Origin of the sequence: Anoxybacillus amylolyticus, assembly GCF_001634285.1 — a bacterium.
GTDB classification, from domain to species: domain Bacteria; phylum Bacillota; class Bacilli; order Bacillales; family Anoxybacillaceae; genus Anoxybacteroides; species Anoxybacteroides amylolyticum.
In genome coordinates this window covers 1,910,884-1,930,353 of sequence record NZ_CP015438.1, presented here as the reverse complement: position 1 = coordinate 1,930,353, position 19,470 = coordinate 1,910,884, and the positions used below count along the sequence as shown (strand labels likewise).

Annotated in this window: 21 protein-coding genes and 3 pseudogenes; 7 read left to right on the top strand and 17 right to left on the bottom strand. The window is 41.5% G+C overall.

Features of this window, described 5'->3' with window-relative positions:
* Nucleotides 1-48: 48 nt before the first annotated feature.
* Nucleotides 49-855, bottom strand: coding sequence for an ABC transporter ATP-binding protein (locus tag GFC30_RS09860; protein ID WP_066324896.1), 807 nt, complete (start codon nt 853-855; stop codon nt 49-51).
* A 162-nt stretch (nt 856-1,017) separates the two neighbouring features.
* Between GFC30_RS09860 and GFC30_RS09855 the strand changes: the two are divergent.
* Nucleotides 1,018-1,239: pseudogene (locus GFC30_RS09855) on the top strand (MFS transporter); the annotation flags it as partial.
* Between the two features lie 124 nt (nt 1,240-1,363).
* On the opposite strand, the pseudogene GFC30_RS09850 reads toward GFC30_RS09855, so the two are convergent.
* The 11 genes and pseudogenes from GFC30_RS09850 to GFC30_RS09805 form a co-directional block, all read right to left on the bottom strand.
* A pseudogene (locus tag GFC30_RS09850) lies at nt 1,364-2,308 on the bottom strand (SDR family NAD(P)-dependent oxidoreductase).
* 203 nt (nt 2,309-2,511) lie between these two features.
* Nucleotides 2,512-2,994 carry an EamA family transporter gene (locus GFC30_RS09845; protein ID WP_238583488.1) on the bottom strand — a complete coding sequence of 161 codons (483 nt, stop codon included), beginning with the start codon at nt 2,992-2,994 and terminating at the stop codon, nt 2,512-2,514.
* A 14-nt stretch (nt 2,995-3,008) separates the two neighbouring features.
* Nucleotides 3,009-3,224: an EamA family transporter gene (locus GFC30_RS17480; protein WP_409978484.1), complete on the bottom strand. Its 216-nt coding sequence runs from the start codon at nt 3,222-3,224 to the stop codon at nt 3,009-3,011.
* 32 nt (nt 3,225-3,256) lie between these two features.
* A complete protein-coding gene (gene arsC / locus GFC30_RS09840) occupies nt 3,257-3,676 on the bottom strand; it encodes an arsenate reductase (thioredoxin) (RefSeq protein WP_066324892.1) in 420 nt (139 codons plus the stop codon).
* Nucleotides 3,677-3,692: 16 nt separating this feature from the next.
* Complete coding sequence (locus GFC30_RS09835; RefSeq protein WP_066324884.1) at nt 3,693-4,988, bottom strand: arsenic transporter; 1,296 nt, start codon at nt 4,986-4,988, stop codon at nt 3,693-3,695.
* A gap of 11 nt (nt 4,989-4,999) precedes the next feature.
* Complete coding sequence (locus GFC30_RS09830) at nt 5,000-5,320, bottom strand: ArsR/SmtB family transcription factor (RefSeq protein ID WP_066324882.1); 321 nt, start codon at nt 5,318-5,320, stop codon at nt 5,000-5,002.
* Between the two features lie 380 nt (nt 5,321-5,700).
* Nucleotides 5,701-6,396 carry a DUF3298 and DUF4163 domain-containing protein gene (locus GFC30_RS09825; RefSeq protein WP_066324880.1) on the bottom strand — a complete coding sequence of 232 codons (696 nt, stop codon included), beginning with the start codon at nt 6,394-6,396 and terminating at the stop codon, nt 5,701-5,703.
* 153 nt (nt 6,397-6,549) lie between these two features.
* A pseudogene (locus tag GFC30_RS09820) lies at nt 6,550-6,780 on the bottom strand (phage tail protein); the annotation flags it as partial.
* 65 nt (nt 6,781-6,845) lie between these two features.
* Nucleotides 6,846-7,235 carry a type II toxin-antitoxin system death-on-curing family toxin gene (locus tag GFC30_RS09815; RefSeq protein WP_084256279.1) on the bottom strand — a complete coding sequence of 130 codons (390 nt, stop codon included), beginning with the start codon at nt 7,233-7,235 and terminating at the stop codon, nt 6,846-6,848.
* Nucleotides 7,232-7,483 (bottom strand): AbrB/MazE/SpoVT family DNA-binding domain-containing protein, encoded by a 252-nt coding sequence (locus GFC30_RS09810; RefSeq protein WP_066324878.1) that lies wholly within the window; start codon nt 7,481-7,483, stop codon nt 7,232-7,234. The genes GFC30_RS09815 and GFC30_RS09810 overlap by 4 nt, the downstream gene beginning before the upstream one ends.
* 213 nt (nt 7,484-7,696) lie before the next feature.
* Nucleotides 7,697-8,068, bottom strand: a complete 372-nt coding sequence (locus GFC30_RS09805; protein WP_066324875.1) for an iron chaperone — start codon at nt 8,066-8,068, stop codon at nt 7,697-7,699.
* A 170-nt stretch (nt 8,069-8,238) separates the two neighbouring features.
* On the opposite strand from GFC30_RS09805, the gene GFC30_RS09800 reads away from it, so the two are divergent.
* The 5 genes from GFC30_RS09800 to hflC all read left to right on the top strand — a co-directional run bounded on the left by GFC30_RS09800 (nt 8,239) and on the right by hflC (nt 12,502).
* Nucleotides 8,239-8,790 carry a bifunctional transcriptional activator/DNA repair enzyme AdaA gene (locus GFC30_RS09800; protein ID WP_066324873.1) on the top strand — a complete coding sequence of 184 codons (552 nt, stop codon included), beginning with the start codon at nt 8,239-8,241 and terminating at the stop codon, nt 8,788-8,790.
* Between the two features lie 102 nt (nt 8,791-8,892).
* Complete coding sequence (locus GFC30_RS09795) at nt 8,893-9,792, top strand: DMT family transporter (RefSeq protein ID WP_066324870.1); 900 nt, start codon at nt 8,893-8,895, stop codon at nt 9,790-9,792.
* Nucleotides 9,793-9,866: 74 nt separating this feature from the next.
* Nucleotides 9,867-10,325 (top strand): DinB family protein, encoded by a 459-nt coding sequence (locus GFC30_RS09790; RefSeq protein ID WP_066324867.1) that lies wholly within the window; start codon nt 9,867-9,869, stop codon nt 10,323-10,325.
* Between the two features lie 282 nt (nt 10,326-10,607).
* Nucleotides 10,608-11,573: an FtsH protease activity modulator HflK gene (gene hflK, locus GFC30_RS09785; protein WP_066324865.1), complete on the top strand. Its 966-nt coding sequence runs from the start codon at nt 10,608-10,610 to the stop codon at nt 11,571-11,573.
* Nucleotides 11,570-12,502 (top strand): protease modulator HflC, encoded by a 933-nt coding sequence (gene hflC, locus GFC30_RS09780; protein ID WP_066324862.1) that lies wholly within the window; start codon nt 11,570-11,572, stop codon nt 12,500-12,502. The genes hflK and hflC overlap by 4 nt, the downstream gene beginning before the upstream one ends.
* A 380-nt stretch (nt 12,503-12,882) precedes the next feature.
* Here the strand turns inward: hflC and GFC30_RS09770 are convergent, their stop codons facing one another.
* The 4 genes from GFC30_RS09770 to GFC30_RS09755 form a co-directional block, all read right to left on the bottom strand.
* Nucleotides 12,883-13,977 (bottom strand): SDR family oxidoreductase, encoded by a 1,095-nt coding sequence (locus GFC30_RS09770; RefSeq protein WP_084256275.1) that lies wholly within the window; start codon nt 13,975-13,977, stop codon nt 12,883-12,885.
* 151 nt (nt 13,978-14,128) lie between these two features.
* Entirely contained in the window at nt 14,129-16,417 is a 2,289-nt protein-coding gene (helD, locus tag GFC30_RS09765) for an RNA polymerase recycling motor HelD (protein ID WP_066324858.1), read from the bottom strand.
* A 242-nt stretch (nt 16,418-16,659) separates the two neighbouring features.
* A complete protein-coding gene (locus GFC30_RS09760) occupies nt 16,660-17,208 on the bottom strand; it encodes a YpiB family protein (RefSeq protein ID WP_066324856.1) in 549 nt (182 codons plus the stop codon).
* 187 nt (nt 17,209-17,395) lie between these two features.
* Nucleotides 17,396-17,740: a hypothetical protein gene (locus tag GFC30_RS09755; protein ID WP_066324852.1), complete on the bottom strand. Its 345-nt coding sequence runs from the start codon at nt 17,738-17,740 to the stop codon at nt 17,396-17,398.
* 340 nt (nt 17,741-18,080) lie between these two features.
* On the opposite strand from GFC30_RS09755, the gene GFC30_RS09750 reads away from it, so the two are divergent.
* Nucleotides 18,081-18,653: a Uma2 family endonuclease gene (locus GFC30_RS09750; protein ID WP_066327303.1), complete on the top strand. Its 573-nt coding sequence runs from the start codon at nt 18,081-18,083 to the stop codon at nt 18,651-18,653.
* Between the two features lie 47 nt (nt 18,654-18,700).
* Here GFC30_RS09750 and GFC30_RS09745 read toward each other — a convergent pair whose 3' ends face one another.
* Nucleotides 18,701-19,408, bottom strand: coding sequence for a DsbA family oxidoreductase (locus GFC30_RS09745; RefSeq protein ID WP_066324849.1), 708 nt, complete (start codon nt 19,406-19,408; stop codon nt 18,701-18,703).
* Nucleotides 19,409-19,470: the final 62 nt, after the last annotated feature.

Here is a 19,470-nt window from a genome sequence, read left to right as displayed (position 1 = left end):
AGTGAAATTTCCCTCCTTTCCCTTTTATTCCATGCCCGTCGTCCTCTTTTATTTTCCTAGCCGCTGAAGTGTAGGGATGTTTTTGATAGATATCCATGGCCGGTTATGTTCCCAACGGACGTGTAGGACCATTTGAAACGTTTCTGATAAATAATCGTCGGTGAGTAGTTTTTCTTTTGGTCCGGCCGCGACGATTTTCCCATCTTTTAATAATAAAACATGGGTCATTTCTTCGATGATTTCTTCAACATAATGCGTGACATATAACACGTGGCATATTTTTGTCGCGATAACGTCTTTAATTAGTGCTAATAGTTCTTCTCGTGTTAACATATCTAATCCTACGGTCGGTTCATCTAGTATGAGTAGCTTTGGTTTGGCCATTAGTGCTCGAGCAAGCAGCACTTTTCTTTTTTCCCCTTGGGATAATGTCCGATACGCTTTTCCTTTTAAGTGACCGATTCGAAACAAATCCATCCATTGTTCGGCTTGCTCCTGATCTTCGTCTGTGACAGGCTCATACAGCCCAATCGAAGCAAATTTTCCGCTAACAACCACCTCTTCCACCGTTTCAGATTCTAACGTGGGTTGAAAGCGTTCAAACGTACTGCTTACAAATCCGATATGTTTGCGCAACTCTGGCAAATTCGTTTTTCCAAATCGGTGCCCTAATACAGAAACTTCTCCTTTTGATGGGTACTCATAGCCTAATACAATATTAAGTAGCGACGTTTTTCCTGAACCATTTAACCCGAGAATGACCCATTGCTCGTTTTCTTGCACTTTCCAATGAATACGGTCTAAAATGACACGGTCTTCTCTAATAAAAGAAACATTTTCCATCTCGATAATCATTTCCTCTCCCCCTTTTTTACATGTATTCGCGGTTAAATTTCAATTCCCTTCTAAATACAAAATCAGTATTTCGATTAATAACATGCAAGGCTTGACAAATTTCTTCTCATCAAGGATAATACAAAAACAGGAACATACATTCGCCTTTTGGTCGGTGCTAAGATGAATCATACGGAAGAGTCGTTCGGCGGTCGAGTGAATGGTATTTTGACCCCGCTATTTATGGGAGCGACGGTTATAACGATGAGCTTGTCGGGGATGCTAAAAGAACAGCTTTCGCTCGTCGTAATCTATCAAATGTCAGCTGCGCTATTTGTGTTCGGCATTTTCTTGATGTTGCCGATGTTTCGAATGCTGCAGCCAACGAAGGAAAAATTGTTTTAGTAACTTAGAAACATCAGCTGTTCGGTCAGTGATACCTGAGCAGCTGATGTTTTTTATCACAATCGTTCCTCGTTTCACATATTTCTCTCGTTACACTTTTTCTCTCTAATTTCAGCTTTTGTGACTACTTTTTCTGTTTCATATGTTCGATGGTTCGTTGGATTCCTTCTTCATATGTGGTTCTTGGCAAGGGGGCTATTTCCCGCTCGTATTTTTCTCCGCTTAGCACCACCGGTTCCTCATTGAGGTACATCATCTCCACCATTTCTTTCATTCCTTCATGAAAAAGCCCTAAAAAAGCAATCATTCTCTTACCTACTGTAGAAACTCTCTTGAAATACCCGGTAGTTCTTCTAGCAATTTCTATAATTTCATGTCCGGAAATGACATCGTAAGCAGGGATATTCCAACTATCTCCATAAGCGGAGTCACGGAGGGATAGCTCTACCATCGCCTTGGCTCCATCGGGAGTATAGATGAATTCCCGTTTCACATCCATACGACCCACATATCGGGCTTTTCTACCAGAGAGCATACTGTTTAGGGTGAAATGCATTAAGGTGTTTTCTGCATTAGGTCCATAAAAATCCGGGAAATGACAAATAAGAGTGGGAACTCCTTTCTGATGTGCTTCTTTAAGCATGTTATTCAGGTGCAAACGAATTTTCCCTTTCTTCGTGTAAGGATTTTTAGGTGTATCCTCTGTTACCTTTTTCCCTGGGCTTCGACCATAAGCATAAATGTTGTCTGCAAAAACGACCTTTGCCCCATTCTTTTCCGCGGCTTTCAGAACATTCTCCATTATTGCTGGATGACCCTTAGGTCATTCAAGATAAGGGATGTTGACAGCATGAAAGATTAGGTCAACATCTTTGCATGCCTCTATCAGTTCGTCTTGCCGAAATACATCTCCTGTATACATTTCTACATCCGCCATAGTTCCAAACAATTGTTGCAACTTATCTTGTGAACGTGCAAAGGCTTTAACATGCATCTTTCTTGATGCCAATTCTTGGACCAACGCATATCCCATCCCACCGGATGCACCAAGAACAATCGCTTTTCTCATTTTTTATTCCTCCTTGTTACCATGCAAACACATTATTGGTATTAGATAGGCTCTTCACCAAAAGTTGTGCTTGATTTTTTAATAAAAGCGGACTTGATACTTGTTTATACATAATTGTAAATGAAAGTTAAATAAACGATAAGCGGTATCCCTTGCTTCACAACATTACGTGTTCGTCAAGTACATTTTGTGGTGATGAACCATTAGATAATAGTGAGCGATATTCCTGCCATTTTGCAAAAAAAGACCTCCATCATGCGCTGATGGAGGCTACTGTTTCTTTTTTCTCGTCCTTTTGTTCCTTTCCGATGGCAACGAGCATAGCGCCACTTAAAACAATGAGTCCACCGATCATTTAGATGAAGGACATGTTTTCCTGCAAAAATACCATCGAGAGAAGAAAACGTTATCACCGGCTCCATCATGCTTACAATTGCGGCTTTTGTCGGACCGATGATATTCATTCCAGCAAAAAATGTCAGCATGGCTAAAACGCTAGAAACGCACGAGGTTCCAATAATCGGAAGCCGCCCTTTCACGTCAAATTGAAAATGTAATGTTCCCGAACCAATTCCCCATACAAAAAAAGACAAAGCGGCAAAGAGCGCGATGTAGGCACTCGCTGTAATAGGTGGAACGTGTGCGGTCACTTTATTTCCAAGAATAATATAAACGGAGTAAATCATCGCTGCTCCAACGGCTAACACGATGCCAAGCAGATGAACCTTTCCTTTCCTACTGGAGCCCCTAACACAAGCAACATGCCCGCCAAAGAGACTACAATCGCTATGATGATTTGTTTCGTCAATTTTTCTTGATTGATGAAAAACGAAAAAACGTTGACAAAGATTGGGTTTAAATATAACAACAAAGCAGCAAGCGATGACGGAATATATTTCACCGCATTAAATAACAAAAACCAGAAGAACGGTTTCTCTCGGCTTTTTCTTATTCTCCTGTTTCGGCAAATCGTTTAATTCGTTCGCCAATTTCATCGCGGACGCGTTGGAAAACAGCCCATTTTTCTTCTTCCGTTCCCTCTGCTTTCGCTGGGTCGTCAAATCCCCAATGCACACGTTTCACGTGCGGCGGGGTAACTGGGCAATGGTCAGCCGCATGCCCGCATAACGTCACGACTAAATCGGCATTGTTTAAAATGTCTGGATCGATGACGTCAGATGTTTGGTTTGAAATATCAATTCCCACTTCTTTCATCGCTTTTACTGCGTTTGGATTTAAGCCGTGCGCTTCAATGCCAGCGCTATATACTTCCCATTCGTCCCCAAGATATTTTTTTGCCCAACCTTCTGCCATTTGGCTACGGCAAGAGTTTCCTGTGCATAAGAAATAAATCACTTTCTTTTTCATCTGAATCGACTCCTTTTTAGATGATAATTAACCATAGGTAAAGTCCGACAAGGGTAATGAACAACGTAGGAATCGTCAAAATAATGCCGGTTTTAAAATACGTTCCCCACGTAATTTTTACGCCTTTTGTCGAAAGAACGTGCAACCAAAGAAGAGTAGCCAACGAACCAATCGGCGTAATTTTCGGTCCTAAGTCAGAACCGATGACATTGGCATAAATGAGCCCTTCGCGAATAATGCCGGTTGTATGTGTACTTGCAATGGCAAGCGCATCAATCATGACGGTTGGCATATTATTCATGATGGAGGAAAGAATCGCCGCAAGAAAACCCATAGCTATCGTTCCGACAAAAAGCCCTTTGTCCGCTGCTGCTTGAATCACATCAGCGAGGACGTTTGTTAGACCGACATTTCGTAACCCATATACTACCACATACATGCCGATCGAGAAAAAGACAACGGCCCACGGGGCGCCTTTCACCACTTGTTTGACGTGAACGGCTGGGCTTTTTCGCCCGATGAATAAGAACAAGATAGCAGTAGCTCCGGCAATAAACGATACCGGAATACTTGTTAATTCGCTAATAAAATAGCCGATGAGCAAAATCCCTAGCACGCCCCATGAAAGGCGGAACATCGTTTGGTCTTTAATCGCTTCTTTCGGTGTTTTTACATGCGATACGTCATATTGTCGCGGAATGTTTTTTCGAAAGTAAAGATATAACACGAGAATACTTGCACCGAGCGAGAAAAGGTTTGGTACGATCATTCGCTCTGCATATTCGACAAATCCAATATGGAAATAGTCGGCAGATACGATGTTGACGAGGTTGCTGACGACAAGCGGCAACGAAGTCGTATCAGCAATAAAGCCGCTCGCTAAAATGAACGGAAGCACATGCTTTTCATCAAATTTTAGCGCGCGCACCATGGCCAACACGATCGGCGTTAAAATAAGCGCTGCTCCGTCATTGGCAAAAAACGCCGCCACTAATGCTCCAAGAATTGCAACAAAAATAAACATTCGAAGGCCGTTTCCATCGGCTGCTCTTGCCATATGTAACGCTGCCCATTCGAAAAAGCCGATTTCGTCTAAAATTAAAGAAATGATAATAATCGCAATAAAAGCAAGTGTCGCATTCCAAACAATCCCTGTTACAGCGACGACATCATGAAGATCAACGACTCCTGCGAGCAATGCCAGCAACGCACCGCCACAGGCCGACCAACCGATCGATAAATTTTTCGGCTGCCAAATAACGAGCACTAACGTGATAAGAAAAATCAATGATGCTAATACAACAGAAAGCAAATAATCACCCCTCACTCACATAATTGGGTTGTTTCTTTTCTTTCTTCTGGAAGATAAGATAAAATCGCTTGAATGAATGAATATAACGCATGCTCTTTGTTTGCCGAATAAAAAATCCATTGCGCCTTTCGCGTTTCTTTCACTAGTCCTGCATCTTTTAGTTTGCGAAGATGCTGGCTAATGGCTGGTTGACTCATCTGAAACAATTCGACAAGTTCACAGACACAGCGATCGTTTTTATTCAACAGCGCCATAATCGACAAACGTGTGCGATCGCCTAACAGCTTTAAAATACTTGCCATTTCCTCTACATGAACAACCGTTTGTTGCATTTGCTCCCCTCCATTCGTTAATCACCATATAACAATATACTTATATAAGCAAGTAAAAATGTCTTCTTTTTTTGTTCTCTTACCCTAGGACGGAAAATGTAAAGCACTGTTTTCTGTCACTACTTCATGTAAAATCGTGAGAGAAGAGTGAGAGAAAACAATCCACCTGAACTAACTTTCGGCAAGAAAAGAACCGAACCGCGATCACTGCCTCTTTCTAATGCAAAAATCAAAACGAGAAAATCGTATTAAAAGGCGATTTTTCGCGTTCAATCCTTTAGAACAAATTTGTAGCTCTCTAAGCATCAAATAGAGTTTGCTAACGGAATGGGGAGGTTATGTGTTTCGGAGCGTAAAAAAGCTAGCACAGTGAGACCGCACTAGCTAATTTTTATTCTCATATAGGATTGTAAAGCAGAAAATGGGATGAGAAATTCTCGAATACCTGCGGCGTATGGGGCGATTTCGTATAGGCCGTAATAAACGACGATGCCGTTGTTTGTCAAGTAGTACGGCTGGTTGTCAGGCATGTTTTTCACGACATCGATTGCATTGTCGAAATACACGTCATTTTCTTTTTTGATTTGTGACATGACTCCATTAACAATCACTTGTTTATAACCGCTTCCCTTTTTAAATAAATCGCTAAGTTGTAGCTGTTTTCCTGTAGTAAAATCAAACGTATTTGGCACTTTTATAGTCATTCCGTGCGCGCCACCTGTATAGCTATAGAGTGTGACAGGGATGCTCAGTATCCCGTTTTTATTGTATGTCACCGTAAACTTACTTACCGCTGAATGGAGTCGATATGGAAAGCCTTGTTTTTTACTGAGGACTGCATTTTCCCGCGCTTGTTTTTCGACCTCACGTTTTAAATCAATAGACTGCTTTCTTAATAAACGATTGACGTTTCGCTGAAACGCTTGATTAGTCGCTCCTGATAAGATTGGAATGTTTAAATCGACTTCCATCAACTCGTTTGTGTATTTGATTTGTTTTGTTCGCACCGTTAGCGGCTGGCTGTATGCCGTGAGGACAAATAGCGCCAACGTAACGACCCAGACAATACGTTTCATTGGTTCACCTCATTTGTTTTATTCAAAGTTTGCCTTAAAACAAACGAGACTATGCATTCTCGGTTACTCTGTTTTTGGTAGAGGTTTAACACGTGCAATGCTTTGCACTTTGTGGGATGTGACATTCCCTTTCACCTGCTTTAACGTCGCGACGGTTTCTAAAGGTTTGGCGGCAAATTCAATGCCTCGTTCTTCTTTTAAAATTCGATTTACATAATCAATCGTCTCTTGACTTTCGCTCGCCGATACAACTGTAAATTCATGCTTGTATTTGTTCATAAAATAACGGGCTTCGTTCGCACGCAACCCGGCAAGAGCTTCTGCTACAGGCGAAGATTCTAAACCAACCGTAGATACGTTTTTAAAATCCACAACATAGGTCATTTCCATTCCTCCATTGCTATTTTCATCGACGTGAATAATATCAAGCGTTAGAAGATGTACCAAACCTAACACTCAACCGTGTATTCTTTAATTGTAGCGACAATTTGGTTAAAGGAATATCGATGATTCACTACATCAACAACAAACTCGATTGCCTCATCTTGCGGCATCACAAACCGATAACCGTTGTATTTCAAAAATTGGATAAGAGCGACAAAAGCTGTTCGTTTGTTTGCGTTATGGAAACAATGGTTTTTTGCCAAAGACTCAAACAATGCGGCTGCTTTTTCAAAAATAGTAGGATAAGCATCTTCGCCAAACACACTTTGTTGTGGGCGATACACGGCAGATTCCAATAATGATTGTTCTTTTACCCCCTTCATTTCGCAAGGTGAATATTTTTCAATAATGAAGAGGTTCATCGCAATAATCTCCTCCACTGTTACATATCTCACCGATCAATAAGCCCCTTAATCGTTTCGTCATACTCCTCGATCGTTTCATTCAACACGTCAAAAAAGTCTTTCGAAATGCCTTTTGGCAAGTTCACCTTGTTACTTTTCTTTATTACAATTTGGTTATTTTCAAGCTCCATCTGTATTTCGTCTCCTTGATGAATATCAAGTTTTTGGAGAAATTCAATAGGAAAAGTAACTCCTAGTGAGTTTCCGATTTTCAACACTTTCCGATCTGCATGTAACATATGTCTCACCTCTTCGTTATAACTGTTATAACAATTATAACATAAAGCAATATTTCAAACCAGCTGGACAACATTACTTTGCAAATTTTGATGAAAGAAAAAAGAGCGAGAAACAGCGATCGCCAAGCGTTAGCTAAGCGGTGGGTAGTTCATTTTCATTCCTCTCTTCATTCTCTCTCGCCAAGAGGTACTGTGTATGTGTTCGATCGTTTTCTACTTTCGCCAAAAACTTGTACAATCCGCTTTCTCATGAATATTAAATGCAATCATTTTCTCTAGCAATCCATAATTCACCGGCTCATTCCACGGGATGCGAAACAATCCCTTCGTCGCGCTATAACCAGCTTGGGCAATTTCATCGAAAAAGTGTGCCATGCACGCTTCCTCCGGTGACACACTTATATGATTCTTTGCCACAGAAAAGCCAATGATAAATGTACCGTGATCGGTAAACATGGGCGTATTCCACTTCATTTGCGGTTTTAACTGTGGGAATGTATCACAAACCCACCGTAAAATTTCCTCTGTTCGATTGCGGTGGTCAACGTTGTCGATACTTGCTAAATAGTGCGAGAAAACTTCCATTGTTTCGTGCCTCCTTTGCTTGTTTACAACCGATTTTCACATCGCAAACATATTTTTTTACTATAAGCCATGCGTCGATGTACGGTGTTATACAATCTTGTTTTTCAATTTTTTGGACGGCTTGAACGCTTATTTCTATGGTAAGATGGGGAAAGAAAGGGGAAAAGGTTATGAAAGAGGAATTTTGGCATGCGATCGTGGCATGTAATAAAGACTATGATGGCATTTTCTTTTATGGTGTAACGACCACGAGAATTTTTTGTCGGCCGTCTTGCCGTTCCAAAACGCCAAAACGGGAAAACGTGAGAATCTTTTACAATTCGAAAGAACCTCTCGCGGAAGGATTTCGTCCTTGCAAAAGATGTCGGCCAGACTTATTGCATCATGCGACCACAAAAGAAATGCTTGTAAACAAAGCAAAGCAATATCTTTCCGAACGTTTTACAGAAACGATTTCTCTTGGGCAATTAGCAAAGGAATTATACGCTAGCCCTTTTTACTTGCAGAAAATGTTTAAAGCGGAAACTGGAATGTCCCCTCGCCAATTTGTATTGCAACAACGGGTGGAAGTTGCAAAAAAACGGATGGTGGAAACAAACCTCCCTCTCATTCATATTGCACTAGAGGTAGGCTTTAAAAGTTCTGCTCATTTTTCCTCCGTTTTTCGAAAAATGGTCGGCTGCACACCGACGGAATATCGTTCGCGAGCCAATCGTTCTTAGGTGAGAGGCAATCACACAAATTACATAGCAAAAAACAAAAAGACAAAAATTGATTGATACGAGGATAATGATAGTAGATTTGTCATAACGGGAGGAATTGGGATGAAGTTATATGGCGCACTCATCGGGTTGAGTTTTATTTGGGGGTTATCTTTTGTATTTATCAAATGGCTGACGGAATCGGCTGGCGTATGGGGAACGGTTTTTCTCAGATGCCTAGCAGGCGCGATGTTATTAATGCCTTTTTTATGGACAAAAAGAAAGCAGGTTACTCAGCCAATCCCTTGGATGTCCTTAGTTATTGTCGGGATATTTAATGCTGGGCTTCCTTGGGGGCTGATTGCGTTAAGTGAAACACAAATTACAAGCAATACAGCCGCTGTCATTAATGCCCTTACGCCTATTTGTTCAGGGCTTATCGGCTTTCTCTTTTTTGACAAACAAATAACGAAAAAACAATGGGTAGGAATTATTATTGGATTTATCGGCATATTAGTGCTTGTCGAATTTCGATTCAGCGTGCTATGGACACAAAGTTTTATCGGTATCGGAACGATGTGCATCGCAACCATTTGTTATGGGTTTGCTTCTCAATATATGAAAAAATACGTCGCCCATGTCGGCGTGCTTTTTGTTACAACATGTACGTTAATCGTCGGAGCGGGGATTGGACTGATTGGTTCTTTTGCTACTCATTCCATGCCGCTTCCTTCTGACTGGAACTACCATATTATTTTATCCATCATTGGGCTTGGTTGCTTCGGTTCCGGCATTGCCCATCTTCTATATTACTATTTAATGAAAGAAGGCAGCCCGGAATTTGCGACGACCGTCACTTATTTAATTCCAGCCACTGCGATGATATGGGGACACGTTTTATTAAAAGAAGCCATTACCAACCATTTGATTATTGGATTGCTTCTAATTCTAGTCGGGGTATACGTCTCTAGCAAACCATCTGTCCAAAAGGCAGAGTTGCCGAAAAGCACGTGCATTGATTAATTTACCATCCCTATAGGAAAACGAACGATTTTCCTGTAGAATGTAAGTATCTATACAAACAAACGAGGTGGAAAATGGAAAAACGACATGAAGTGCTGTTTCAACAGCTAGAAGACTATCGGAGAGAATTGCTTCGAGTAGTGGATGGACTCACCGAAGAAGAAGCGGACATCGTTCCAAAAGGATTTAACAACAATATTCGTTGGAATCTTGGGCACATCTATTTAGACCAATATCTTTGGATTCAGCATTTAACGAAGGAACCGATTCTGTTTCCGGAAGGATTTAGGGGCTGGTTGGGTTTCGGAACTAGTCCAACTGCATGGAAAACACATCCCCCATCGCTTTCTGTATTAAAGGAGTTATTGGTAGAACAGCCAAAGAAAATACGCGAGTGGTACGGGGAACGCCTCGAGGAAGAGTTCCCATCGACCGAATCCGGCATGTACACGATCGCTCAAGTGTTAGTACGAACGATTTTTCATGAAGGTCAGCATCTTGCAAAAATCCAAGATATTCGTAGATTTCTTTAGTTGGCAAAAGAAAATTCACCTCGACAAACGTTGCAACACATTGATCTGCCGTTACGATTGACCGCTATATGTCTGAACATGAAAAACAACAAGCACGCTAGTAGACACTCACCACCGACATCCGTTGCTTGTTGTTTTTTCCAGAAAATCCACTGAAAAATCGATTTCTCCACCCCCTTACTCCCTTGGCGGTTGAAGAGAGGATCTCCTTGCCAAAGATGACGAAACTTTTTTTCTTTTTTTCCGTACATACATATAAATAACAACGAAAGGCGGGATTGTATGGGGAAACGCTCACTTTTGGGAATCATCGTTGGTACAGTTTCCGGTGTTTTTCTTCTTGTCGCTGCATTGACATCATGGTATACCGTCGATGAGTCCGAACAAGCCGTTATTCTAACATTTGGTAAAATTGACGAAGAAGTAAACACACCAGGTCTGCATTTTAAACTACCATGGCCCATTCAAACGGTAGAAACGTTATCGCGAGAAACGTTTAGTTTACAGTTTGGGTATAAAGAAGAAAATGGAAAAGTAGTTGCCACGAATAAAGGCGATACGAAAATGATTACAGGGGATGAAAATATCGTGCTCGCTGATATGGTCGTGCAGTGGAAAATTACGGACCCTGCCAAATTTCTTTATCGCGCATACGAACCGGAACAAATTTTATACAACGCAACCTCTGCTTCTTTGCGCAGCGTCATCGGTAGTTCGAAAATAGATGATGCACTAACGTCAGGAAAGGCAAAAATTGAAGCTGATGTGCGCGAGTCGTTAGCCTCATTAATGAAAAAATACGATATCGGTATTTCAATTTTGGCTGTAAAGCTACAAGACGTTGATTTGCCAAATGACAATGTACGCAAAGCATTCACCAATGTGACCGATGCACGAGAAACGATGAATACAAAAATTAACGAAGCCAATAAGTATCGAAACAAACGAACAAAAGAAGCAGAAGGAGAAAAAGATGCCCTACTCTCCCAAGCAGAAGCAGATAAAGTCGCCCGCATCGAAAAAGCACGTGGGGATGTGGCGAAATTTAATGCATTATATGAAGAGTATAAAAATGCAAAAGATATTACAAAACAACGACTACTGATCGAAACGCTTGAGCAAGTGCTACCTTACACGCACATTTACATTATGAACGATGATGGCAATACGTTAAAATACTTGCCAATCCAACCGATCGAAAAACAAGCGACAGAGAAAAAGACAGAGAAAGGAAGTGGGAGCGAATGACGACTTTCCAAGACGATCAAAACGTCATCCCGTTGAAAAAGAAGCTACCAACCAAGTGGTTCCGCTCCATCATTGGTGGTGGCATTGGACTTCTTTTGCTCCTTATCGCTTTAACAAACGTCTATATCGTTCATGAAAATGAATATAAAGTCGTGCGCCAATTTGGGGAAATTGTCCGGATCGAGCAAACGCCAGGATTACGCTTTAAAATTCCATTCATTCAAACCATAACATCTTTGCCGAAAGCGCAAATTTTTTATGACGTCGCTGAAGCGGAAATTAATACAAAAGATAAAAAGCGTATCCTCGTCAACCATTACGCCATTTGGGAAATTACCAACCCAAAAGAAATGATTCAAAACGCCCGTACGTTAGAAAATGCGGAATCAAAAATGGACGAATTTATTTTCTCCATCGTTCGCACCGAGCTCGGACGGTTAAATTACGATGAAATTATTAACGATGAGAAGTCATCGCGTGGCAGTCTGAACGATGAAGTGACAGAAAAAGTAAACGAACTATTACAACAAGACCGTTACGGCATTCGTGTCGTCGATGTGCGCATGAAACGAATTGATTTACCAGAAGAAAACGAACAGTCCGTTTACAAACGAATGATTTCAGAGCGCGAATCGAAAGCGCAAGAGTATTTATCGATGGGAGATGCGCAAAAGCAGCGTATTATCGCTCAAACAGACCGCGAAGTAAAAGAAGTGCTCGCAAAAGCACAAGCTGACGCCGAACGCATTCGGGCATCGGGCGAACAAGAAGCGGCACGCATTTATAACGAAACATTTGCCAAAGACCCTGAATTTTATTCGTTTTACCGTACGCTCGAGTCGTACAAAACAACCATTGGCGAAGATACGGTCGTGATTTTGCCGGCAAATTCCCCTTATGCGAAATGGCTATTAGGGCAAACGCGCTGATTATTCAGCGCGTTTTTTCTTACAATCATTTAAACCTTTGAGAAAAAACGAAGGTGATGATTCGTTACTTCTACATTTTTAGCTGCGCATGCTTTCTTAAAGGGTTCTTTTCTGTTTAAAATAGGAAAAGACGAGGGCAAGCAACAAAACTATTCCGACGAACAAATACCACTTTTGTCCCTCATATGATAGCATAAGAAGAAGCTCCCATTTGTTTGCCGGACCGGAATTTGGACCATTGCTAAACGGATAAGCAAAATAGAGTGGTAGGCTTCCTATTATTGTGGAAAATATGCTAACAACTAGCATAAAGGCTTTGGTTATCTTCATAACTCTCCTCGTATTCATAAAAATTTTTATTGGTGGAGTAAACAAAAATTTTAGCGAATCACCAACTGTTTGGTTTCGTCATTCCGGTGCTTCCGATAATAACGCGCCATTACCGGAATGACGTCGCGGAAATCGGGACAAACAATGCCTGCTTTTATTAGTGTGTTGCGCGCGTTTGTTGCATCATATATCGAGGCACATTCGAAATATTCGAGTGCTTCTTTTTCCACACGCAACCATTGGCGAACAAATGAAAACGACATCGCCCATTTGGCAAGACGAAGCGGCAGCGTTCCTTTCGGTTCTTTTCCAAGATATTCGGTCATCATCATTCGATAAATATCTCTCATGTGGTACGGATTCGGATCGGTTAAATGGTACGTTTCCCCAGACGCTTCGTCCGCGTGTGCCAAATAAAGTGTCGCATCAATAATATAATCGACGGGAACAAAATTTCCTTGCGCTTCGCCTTTTCCGAGATACGGAATAATCGGAAGGAATTTCAGACGTTCAAACATATTGAACATAAAGTATAACCCATCGAATTTTATCGTCTCCCCCGTTTTCGAATGTCCAACCACAATGCCGGGGCGAATAATTGTGGTTGGCACGTTGCGCGCTATTTCCTGCACGGCTACTTCGGCAAGAAATTTTGTTTCTTCGTAATGATTTTTAAACGCTTGCCCTTTGTCAAGTTCATGCTCAAAAATCATTCCTTGCCGCGTTCCTGATACGTAGGCAGTACTAAAATATATATATCGTTGCAAATGTGGAAGCGATGATACCCATTCGTTTACTCGCTTCGTTCCTTCCACGTTAACGGTTCGAGCGATGTTTTCAGGAACAGCTAAATCGTAGATTGCTGCAAGATGAAACACATGGGTGACCGACGATGCCAACATGTGAAGCTGCTCTCTTGAGAGCGAAAGGTTCGGTTTGGTAATATCCCCTTCGATAACTTCCCATTTTTCGTGCGGAAAATGGGTGAAGGAACAAATTCTTTCCTTTTCTGCTATCGCTTTGTCCTTCATATGTGGAAGCACTAATGTATATATCTTTTCTGGAGCCCATTTCCCGATCAGTTCCGAAAGCAACATCAATGCAATAAATCCCGGAAATCCTGTAAAAAAATACACCTTCCCCACCTCTTACTCCCCTTTCGTTTTTAACGCTTTTATCTACTTAAATATTTTTTCGCCAAAATTGCTCGAACTCCTACTTTCACCATATGTTTTCGGAAAGAGGGAAAGAAGAATGTGTATAGTCTAGAAAAAACATTTTTAAAAAGGGGGCCTATCAAGACTTTTCAGCATGATGCAAAAACGGACTCGGTTCGCCTACACTGTAAAGCTGCAAGTAATGCATTGCTCGCGTGCAGGCGGTGTAGAACAATCTGCGCAAGCATTCATCGCCATATACTTGCGCGGAGGCGTTATAAATGATAACGGCATCGAACTCAATCCCTTTCGCTAAATACGCCGGGATAACCATAACCCCTTGTTCATATGCAGTCGATTCGCTTTTCATAAGCTTTATTCCTTCGACATCGATCAATGCTTCGTAGGCTAAAGTACTTTCTGCGGCGGATTTGCATATAATCGCAATCGTGTTATATCGTTTCCGCAAATCTTCCACTTTCGAAGCAATTGAATGGTGTAATTCCGCACGATTATCCACTAGTGTCAATACCGGTCGTTCGCCATCGCGCTCAAAAGGGGTAATCCGTTCACCGTCCGCCACGAGTCGGCGTGTAAATTCAATGATGGGTTTGGTGGAACGGTAGCTACGGGTCAAAGTGATGATCTCCGTTTGATCAGATCCATATAAGTTAGTAAGCGTATGAAAATCGACCGTATCACTTGCATGTGGAAATATCGCTTGGTTAAAATCGCCAAGCACCGTCATCCGCGCAGAAGGAAATAAATGCTTTAAAAACTCAAATTGAAACGGAGAATAATCTTGTGCTTCATCTACAAACACGTGTTTGATGGAAAGATTTGTTTGAAACCCATGGATAAGCTCTCGCAAAAATAAATACGGCGTTGCATCTTCATAACACAATTTTCCTTCCTCTAACATATTCACAGTCAATCGGCAAATATCGTCCCACTCTTTCGGCACTTCCCCTTCTATCCATTGTTTGATTAGCATTGGCTGAACGAAAAGTTGCTTGTATATTCCTTTCATATCGACGAAACGAAACGTTCGAATCCATTGGCGCAACGGCCTCATTTTTCGTTGAACGACCAAACGAGCAAGCGCCTTTTCATAAGCATTAAACGAAGCTTCAAAACCGCGCCTTTTTTGTAAGTGGGCATAAACTTTTTGGCAATCCTCGTTGCTAAGCAACTCCATCTCTTCTTGTACCCACGGCTTCGTTCGTTCCCTTTTCTCCACTTCATCTACTTGTTTCATTAGCCATTCCGCTAACTTTTCTAGCCTATGAGAAAGACCAGTCGACGTGTCGCTATAAAACTTTTCCTCGATTTGTTTAGCAGTAATTATGGGCTTTCCTCTAAAAACTACATCTTTAAACAACATACCAGCTGATTCTAGAGACCGGCTGTATGCTTTAATCGTTTCAAAAAAGTGTGCTGATGCCTTGAACCGGATACTCGCTTTCCTAATCTCTGCTTCGTCACCGGATGCGGTCAACATCTCTTCCATTTGCTCGTAAGGTCCCTCTACTTGAAACTCGTTGCTCAGCCGATGGTTTACATATTCTTGGAAGGTGACTTGCTGCATATTCTCTTCGCCAAGTTCAGGCAGTACATTGGACACGTAGTGATTAAACATCGAGTTAGGCGAAAATAAAATAATTTGATCGGATGTCATGTTCCGATATTTATAAAGCAAATAAGCTACCCGTTGCAACGCAGCCGAAGTTTTTCCGCTTCCAGCAGCTCCTTGAACAATAAGCAATTTCCCGCGATCGTGCCGAATGATTCGGTTTTGTTCCTGTTGAATGGAGGCTACTATGTTGTGCATATAGTTGTCTGTATTTTTCCCAAGCACTTGTTGTAAAATATCGTCGCCAATGGTGAGACTCGTATCGAACATTGATTCGATGACGCCGCCCCGAATCATATATTGCCACTTTTTCTCTAACAAGCCACGCACGATCCCTTCAGGGGTCATATATTCAGCCGGACCAAGCAAATAATCGTAGTAGACACTTGAAATCGGCGCCCGCCAGTCGTAGATGAGGATGTTTTCCCCATCCATGAGCGTGGAAATGCCGATATATATTTGCTCAGTGGTGAAAGTTCCTTCTTCGAGAAAATCGATGCGGCCGAAATAAGGAACTTCCTTCATACGGCGTAGCGTGGACAATTTTTTGACAGCTTGCCTATGGGTGCTTTGGCTGACAGACAAAGCTTGTGCCTGTTGCCTTAAGCTGATGATCGTTTCAAGATAATCGTCAAAAGTATCCGTATTTACTTTCACGTCATCCCAAAAATATTTGCGAATATCGATTACTTCCTCTCGGCGTTGGATGGTCTCTTTTTCGAGTATATGGATTTGATCTGTAATCGTCTCCATAACCCTATCTAATCGTGCTTGCTCTTGCTGACGTTCCTTCATTTCATCACTCCTTGTAAAAATGAGTCCCCCATTTTCCTCATTTAGCAGAGGTTTAAAAAATGATAGTTGACAGAAACGATATTTTGTTGTATAATTATAATAGGGATATTTTTTAAAAAATAAAAATACATTTCTATTCTACTTTATCACATTTTTTCTATTCTATCAATGCACGTCATCATTTTTCCGTCCATTCCACATCCTTTTTATGTTAAATGAACGGCCAAAGCAGACGCCTATTGTCAGCTTTGGCTTTCGTATTTTTTCAACTGCTCTGTCAACTGTTGAAACAATGCGATGTCTTTCCGGTCAAGTGCTCGGTCAATTTGCATTTTTAATCTTGCCACTTCATGGCGTTTTAATGATTCATCCAACACTTCTTCTGCCACTTTTTCCATTTTCTGATGGAATTCATATCTCCGGACGTTGTCAAACGCTTGATGATCCGATAGTCGAAGGTATGAAAAATTTCTCGATTTTCCAGGAAAATGGAGCGTTAAATAGAGCGGCTCGTTTGGATGCAGTGCCAAATCACTCATAATTGCTGCCAAACTCGTACTTTTTTGACCATGTCGATAAAATACGAGCCCTTCTTCCTCGGCCATCGCAGTCGAAATAATGAGCCATCGCGCCTGTTTTTGCTCAGTTTCCGTAAAATGGACGCTTTGAAGCAAATGGGAATGTTGAAGCAAATGTTTCAAGACAAATCGAGCATCTGGATGCTTTAGACGATATGTTTGCAAAAAAGACGCTAAAAAATTGCGCTTTTCTAAACACGATACCCATTCCATCGCAGCTATCCCCTCCTTCCTACTTGTTTAACAAAAAGCATTTGATAATCAGTGTTCTACAATAACATTTACTGTTATATATATATTCGATGATTATAAAGGTTAATCAAGTATACCATACGTTGTGCTCTATTTCATTACTAGCGGGGGAGAAAGATTGACTGGCATTCATTATAGCTAGGTTGCTTTATTGATTGCTACTTATCATATTGGTAACGAACAAATAAATAAATGCATTGATGCAAGTGTTGATATAAGGCATTGCTACATCCCCAACATCACGAACGGGGATTGGGAACAATTTAATGATGCTTACGGAAAGAATCAATATAAGCATAACGCCAACTAAAGAACGCCGAAACTTCGCTTTTTGGTTCAATCGATTTCTGATGACACCAACAATAATTGAACCGATTGTAACACCTAAAAAAGAACCATATGAGTAATATCCAACGTTAAAAGATTGAAAGAGGAAGGAAAATAATAAAATTATCGCCGCACAAAACGTGTCAAAAAGATACCATTTTTTCACATAACCGCTCCTTTCGTTTATCAATCGAAAATATTTGGAAATAATCGGATAACTTTTCCGTTCGTTTCAGTCTTCAGCTTGCGAATCGCACGAGTCATCTTTAAAACTGTTCCCCAACATTTCCTTTCCACAAGCACCCCGAAATCCTAAAGAAACGTTGAAGTTAGTATAGCAAAAAGAAACAAAAAAACTTGTCGAAACTTATCAAGAAATTGAAAAAGACATACTTTTCCCCTTCTTCTGTGCATTTCAGCACAGTGTCCCTTGAAGTGGAGAAGCGAAAAAGTGTCTTTTATGTTGTGATATAATGTAGAAAAGGGCAAAAAAGGATGTGGAAGAGATGGAAAAAGTACAACACGGTCGTTTGTATTCATATAAAGATATTCAACAATGGGAAGGTAATTGGGAACTGATTGACGGTATCCCTTATTTGCTTGCATCGCCTTCGTATGTTCATCAACATGTCGTCGGCGAACTGCATCTCGCCTTAGCTCCTTACTTCAAAGCACGCGGATGCCGCCTCATCTTATCTTCATTTGATGTGCAATTCGATATAGCGAAACAGGAAGAGGAAGCGCAAACCGTTGTACAGCCAGACTTATTCGTCATTTGCAACTTAAATCAACTGAAGAAAAACCGAGTACAAGGCGTACCCGATCTCGTGATCGAAGTGTTATCCGCTAGCACAGGCATTAAAGACCGCAATCAAAAGTATCATTTGTATGAAGCAAATGGTGTGAAAGAGTACTGGATCGTGGACCCAAGCAATCGGACGATTGAAGTCATCGGCTTAGAAGACGGGCGGTTTCAAAAACGGGCGGTATTCGGTCCGAAAGATGTATTAACGTCTTTTTTGTACCCAGATTTAGCGGTTCCGCTTGATTCGATTTTGCATATGGATGATGTGGAATAAGATAAAGCCGGTTGGGGAACCCTAGCCGGCTTTTCATTTCCTTGAATTTAGTCGATCGCGCAATTCCCGTCTGTGCACGTTCCGCCTTCTTCCGTGAGCGATTGTAGCGATGAGGACTGCTGTTCTTCCGTCCATACTTTCTCTAACGCCTGACGGAATACTTCGACAGGCTGAGCGCCAGAAATCGCATATTTTTGATTCAGCACGAAAAACGGTACACCGCGAACGCCGAGTTGGGCCGCTATCGCTTCGTCTTCTCGCACGTGCTCTGCATAACGCCCACCATCGAGCATCGCTTCTGTCTCTTGGCGATCAAGTCCGACAGATTCAGCAATCACAAGCAATACATCACGATCACTTATTCGCTTTGATTCCGTAAAATAGGCGTAAAACAGACGCTCGACTACTTCATCAAGCTTTCCTTTTTCCTTCGCGTATTGTGCCAGACGGTGGGCATCAAACGTATTGGTCGGCTTCATCGTCTCAAAATGAAACGTTAGACCAATTGCCTCGGCTTGCTTGCTAATATCGGTATTGACTCGCTTCGCTTCGTCTACGGAAATGCCGTATTTTTGCGCAATGATTTCGTGAATGCTGAGTGGCGTTTCTTTTTTCGCATTCGGATCGAGTTCAAAGCTGCGGAAGATGATCTCAACATTCTCCCGGTGTGGAAAAGACGCAAGCGCCTGCTCTAACCGCCGCTTGCCGATATAACAAAACGGACAAACAAAATCGGACCATACTTCAATCTTCATCGATACACCTCGGTTTTGTCCTCCAAAGCGGAGAGAATTTTCTTTCTTATTGTAACGAACAT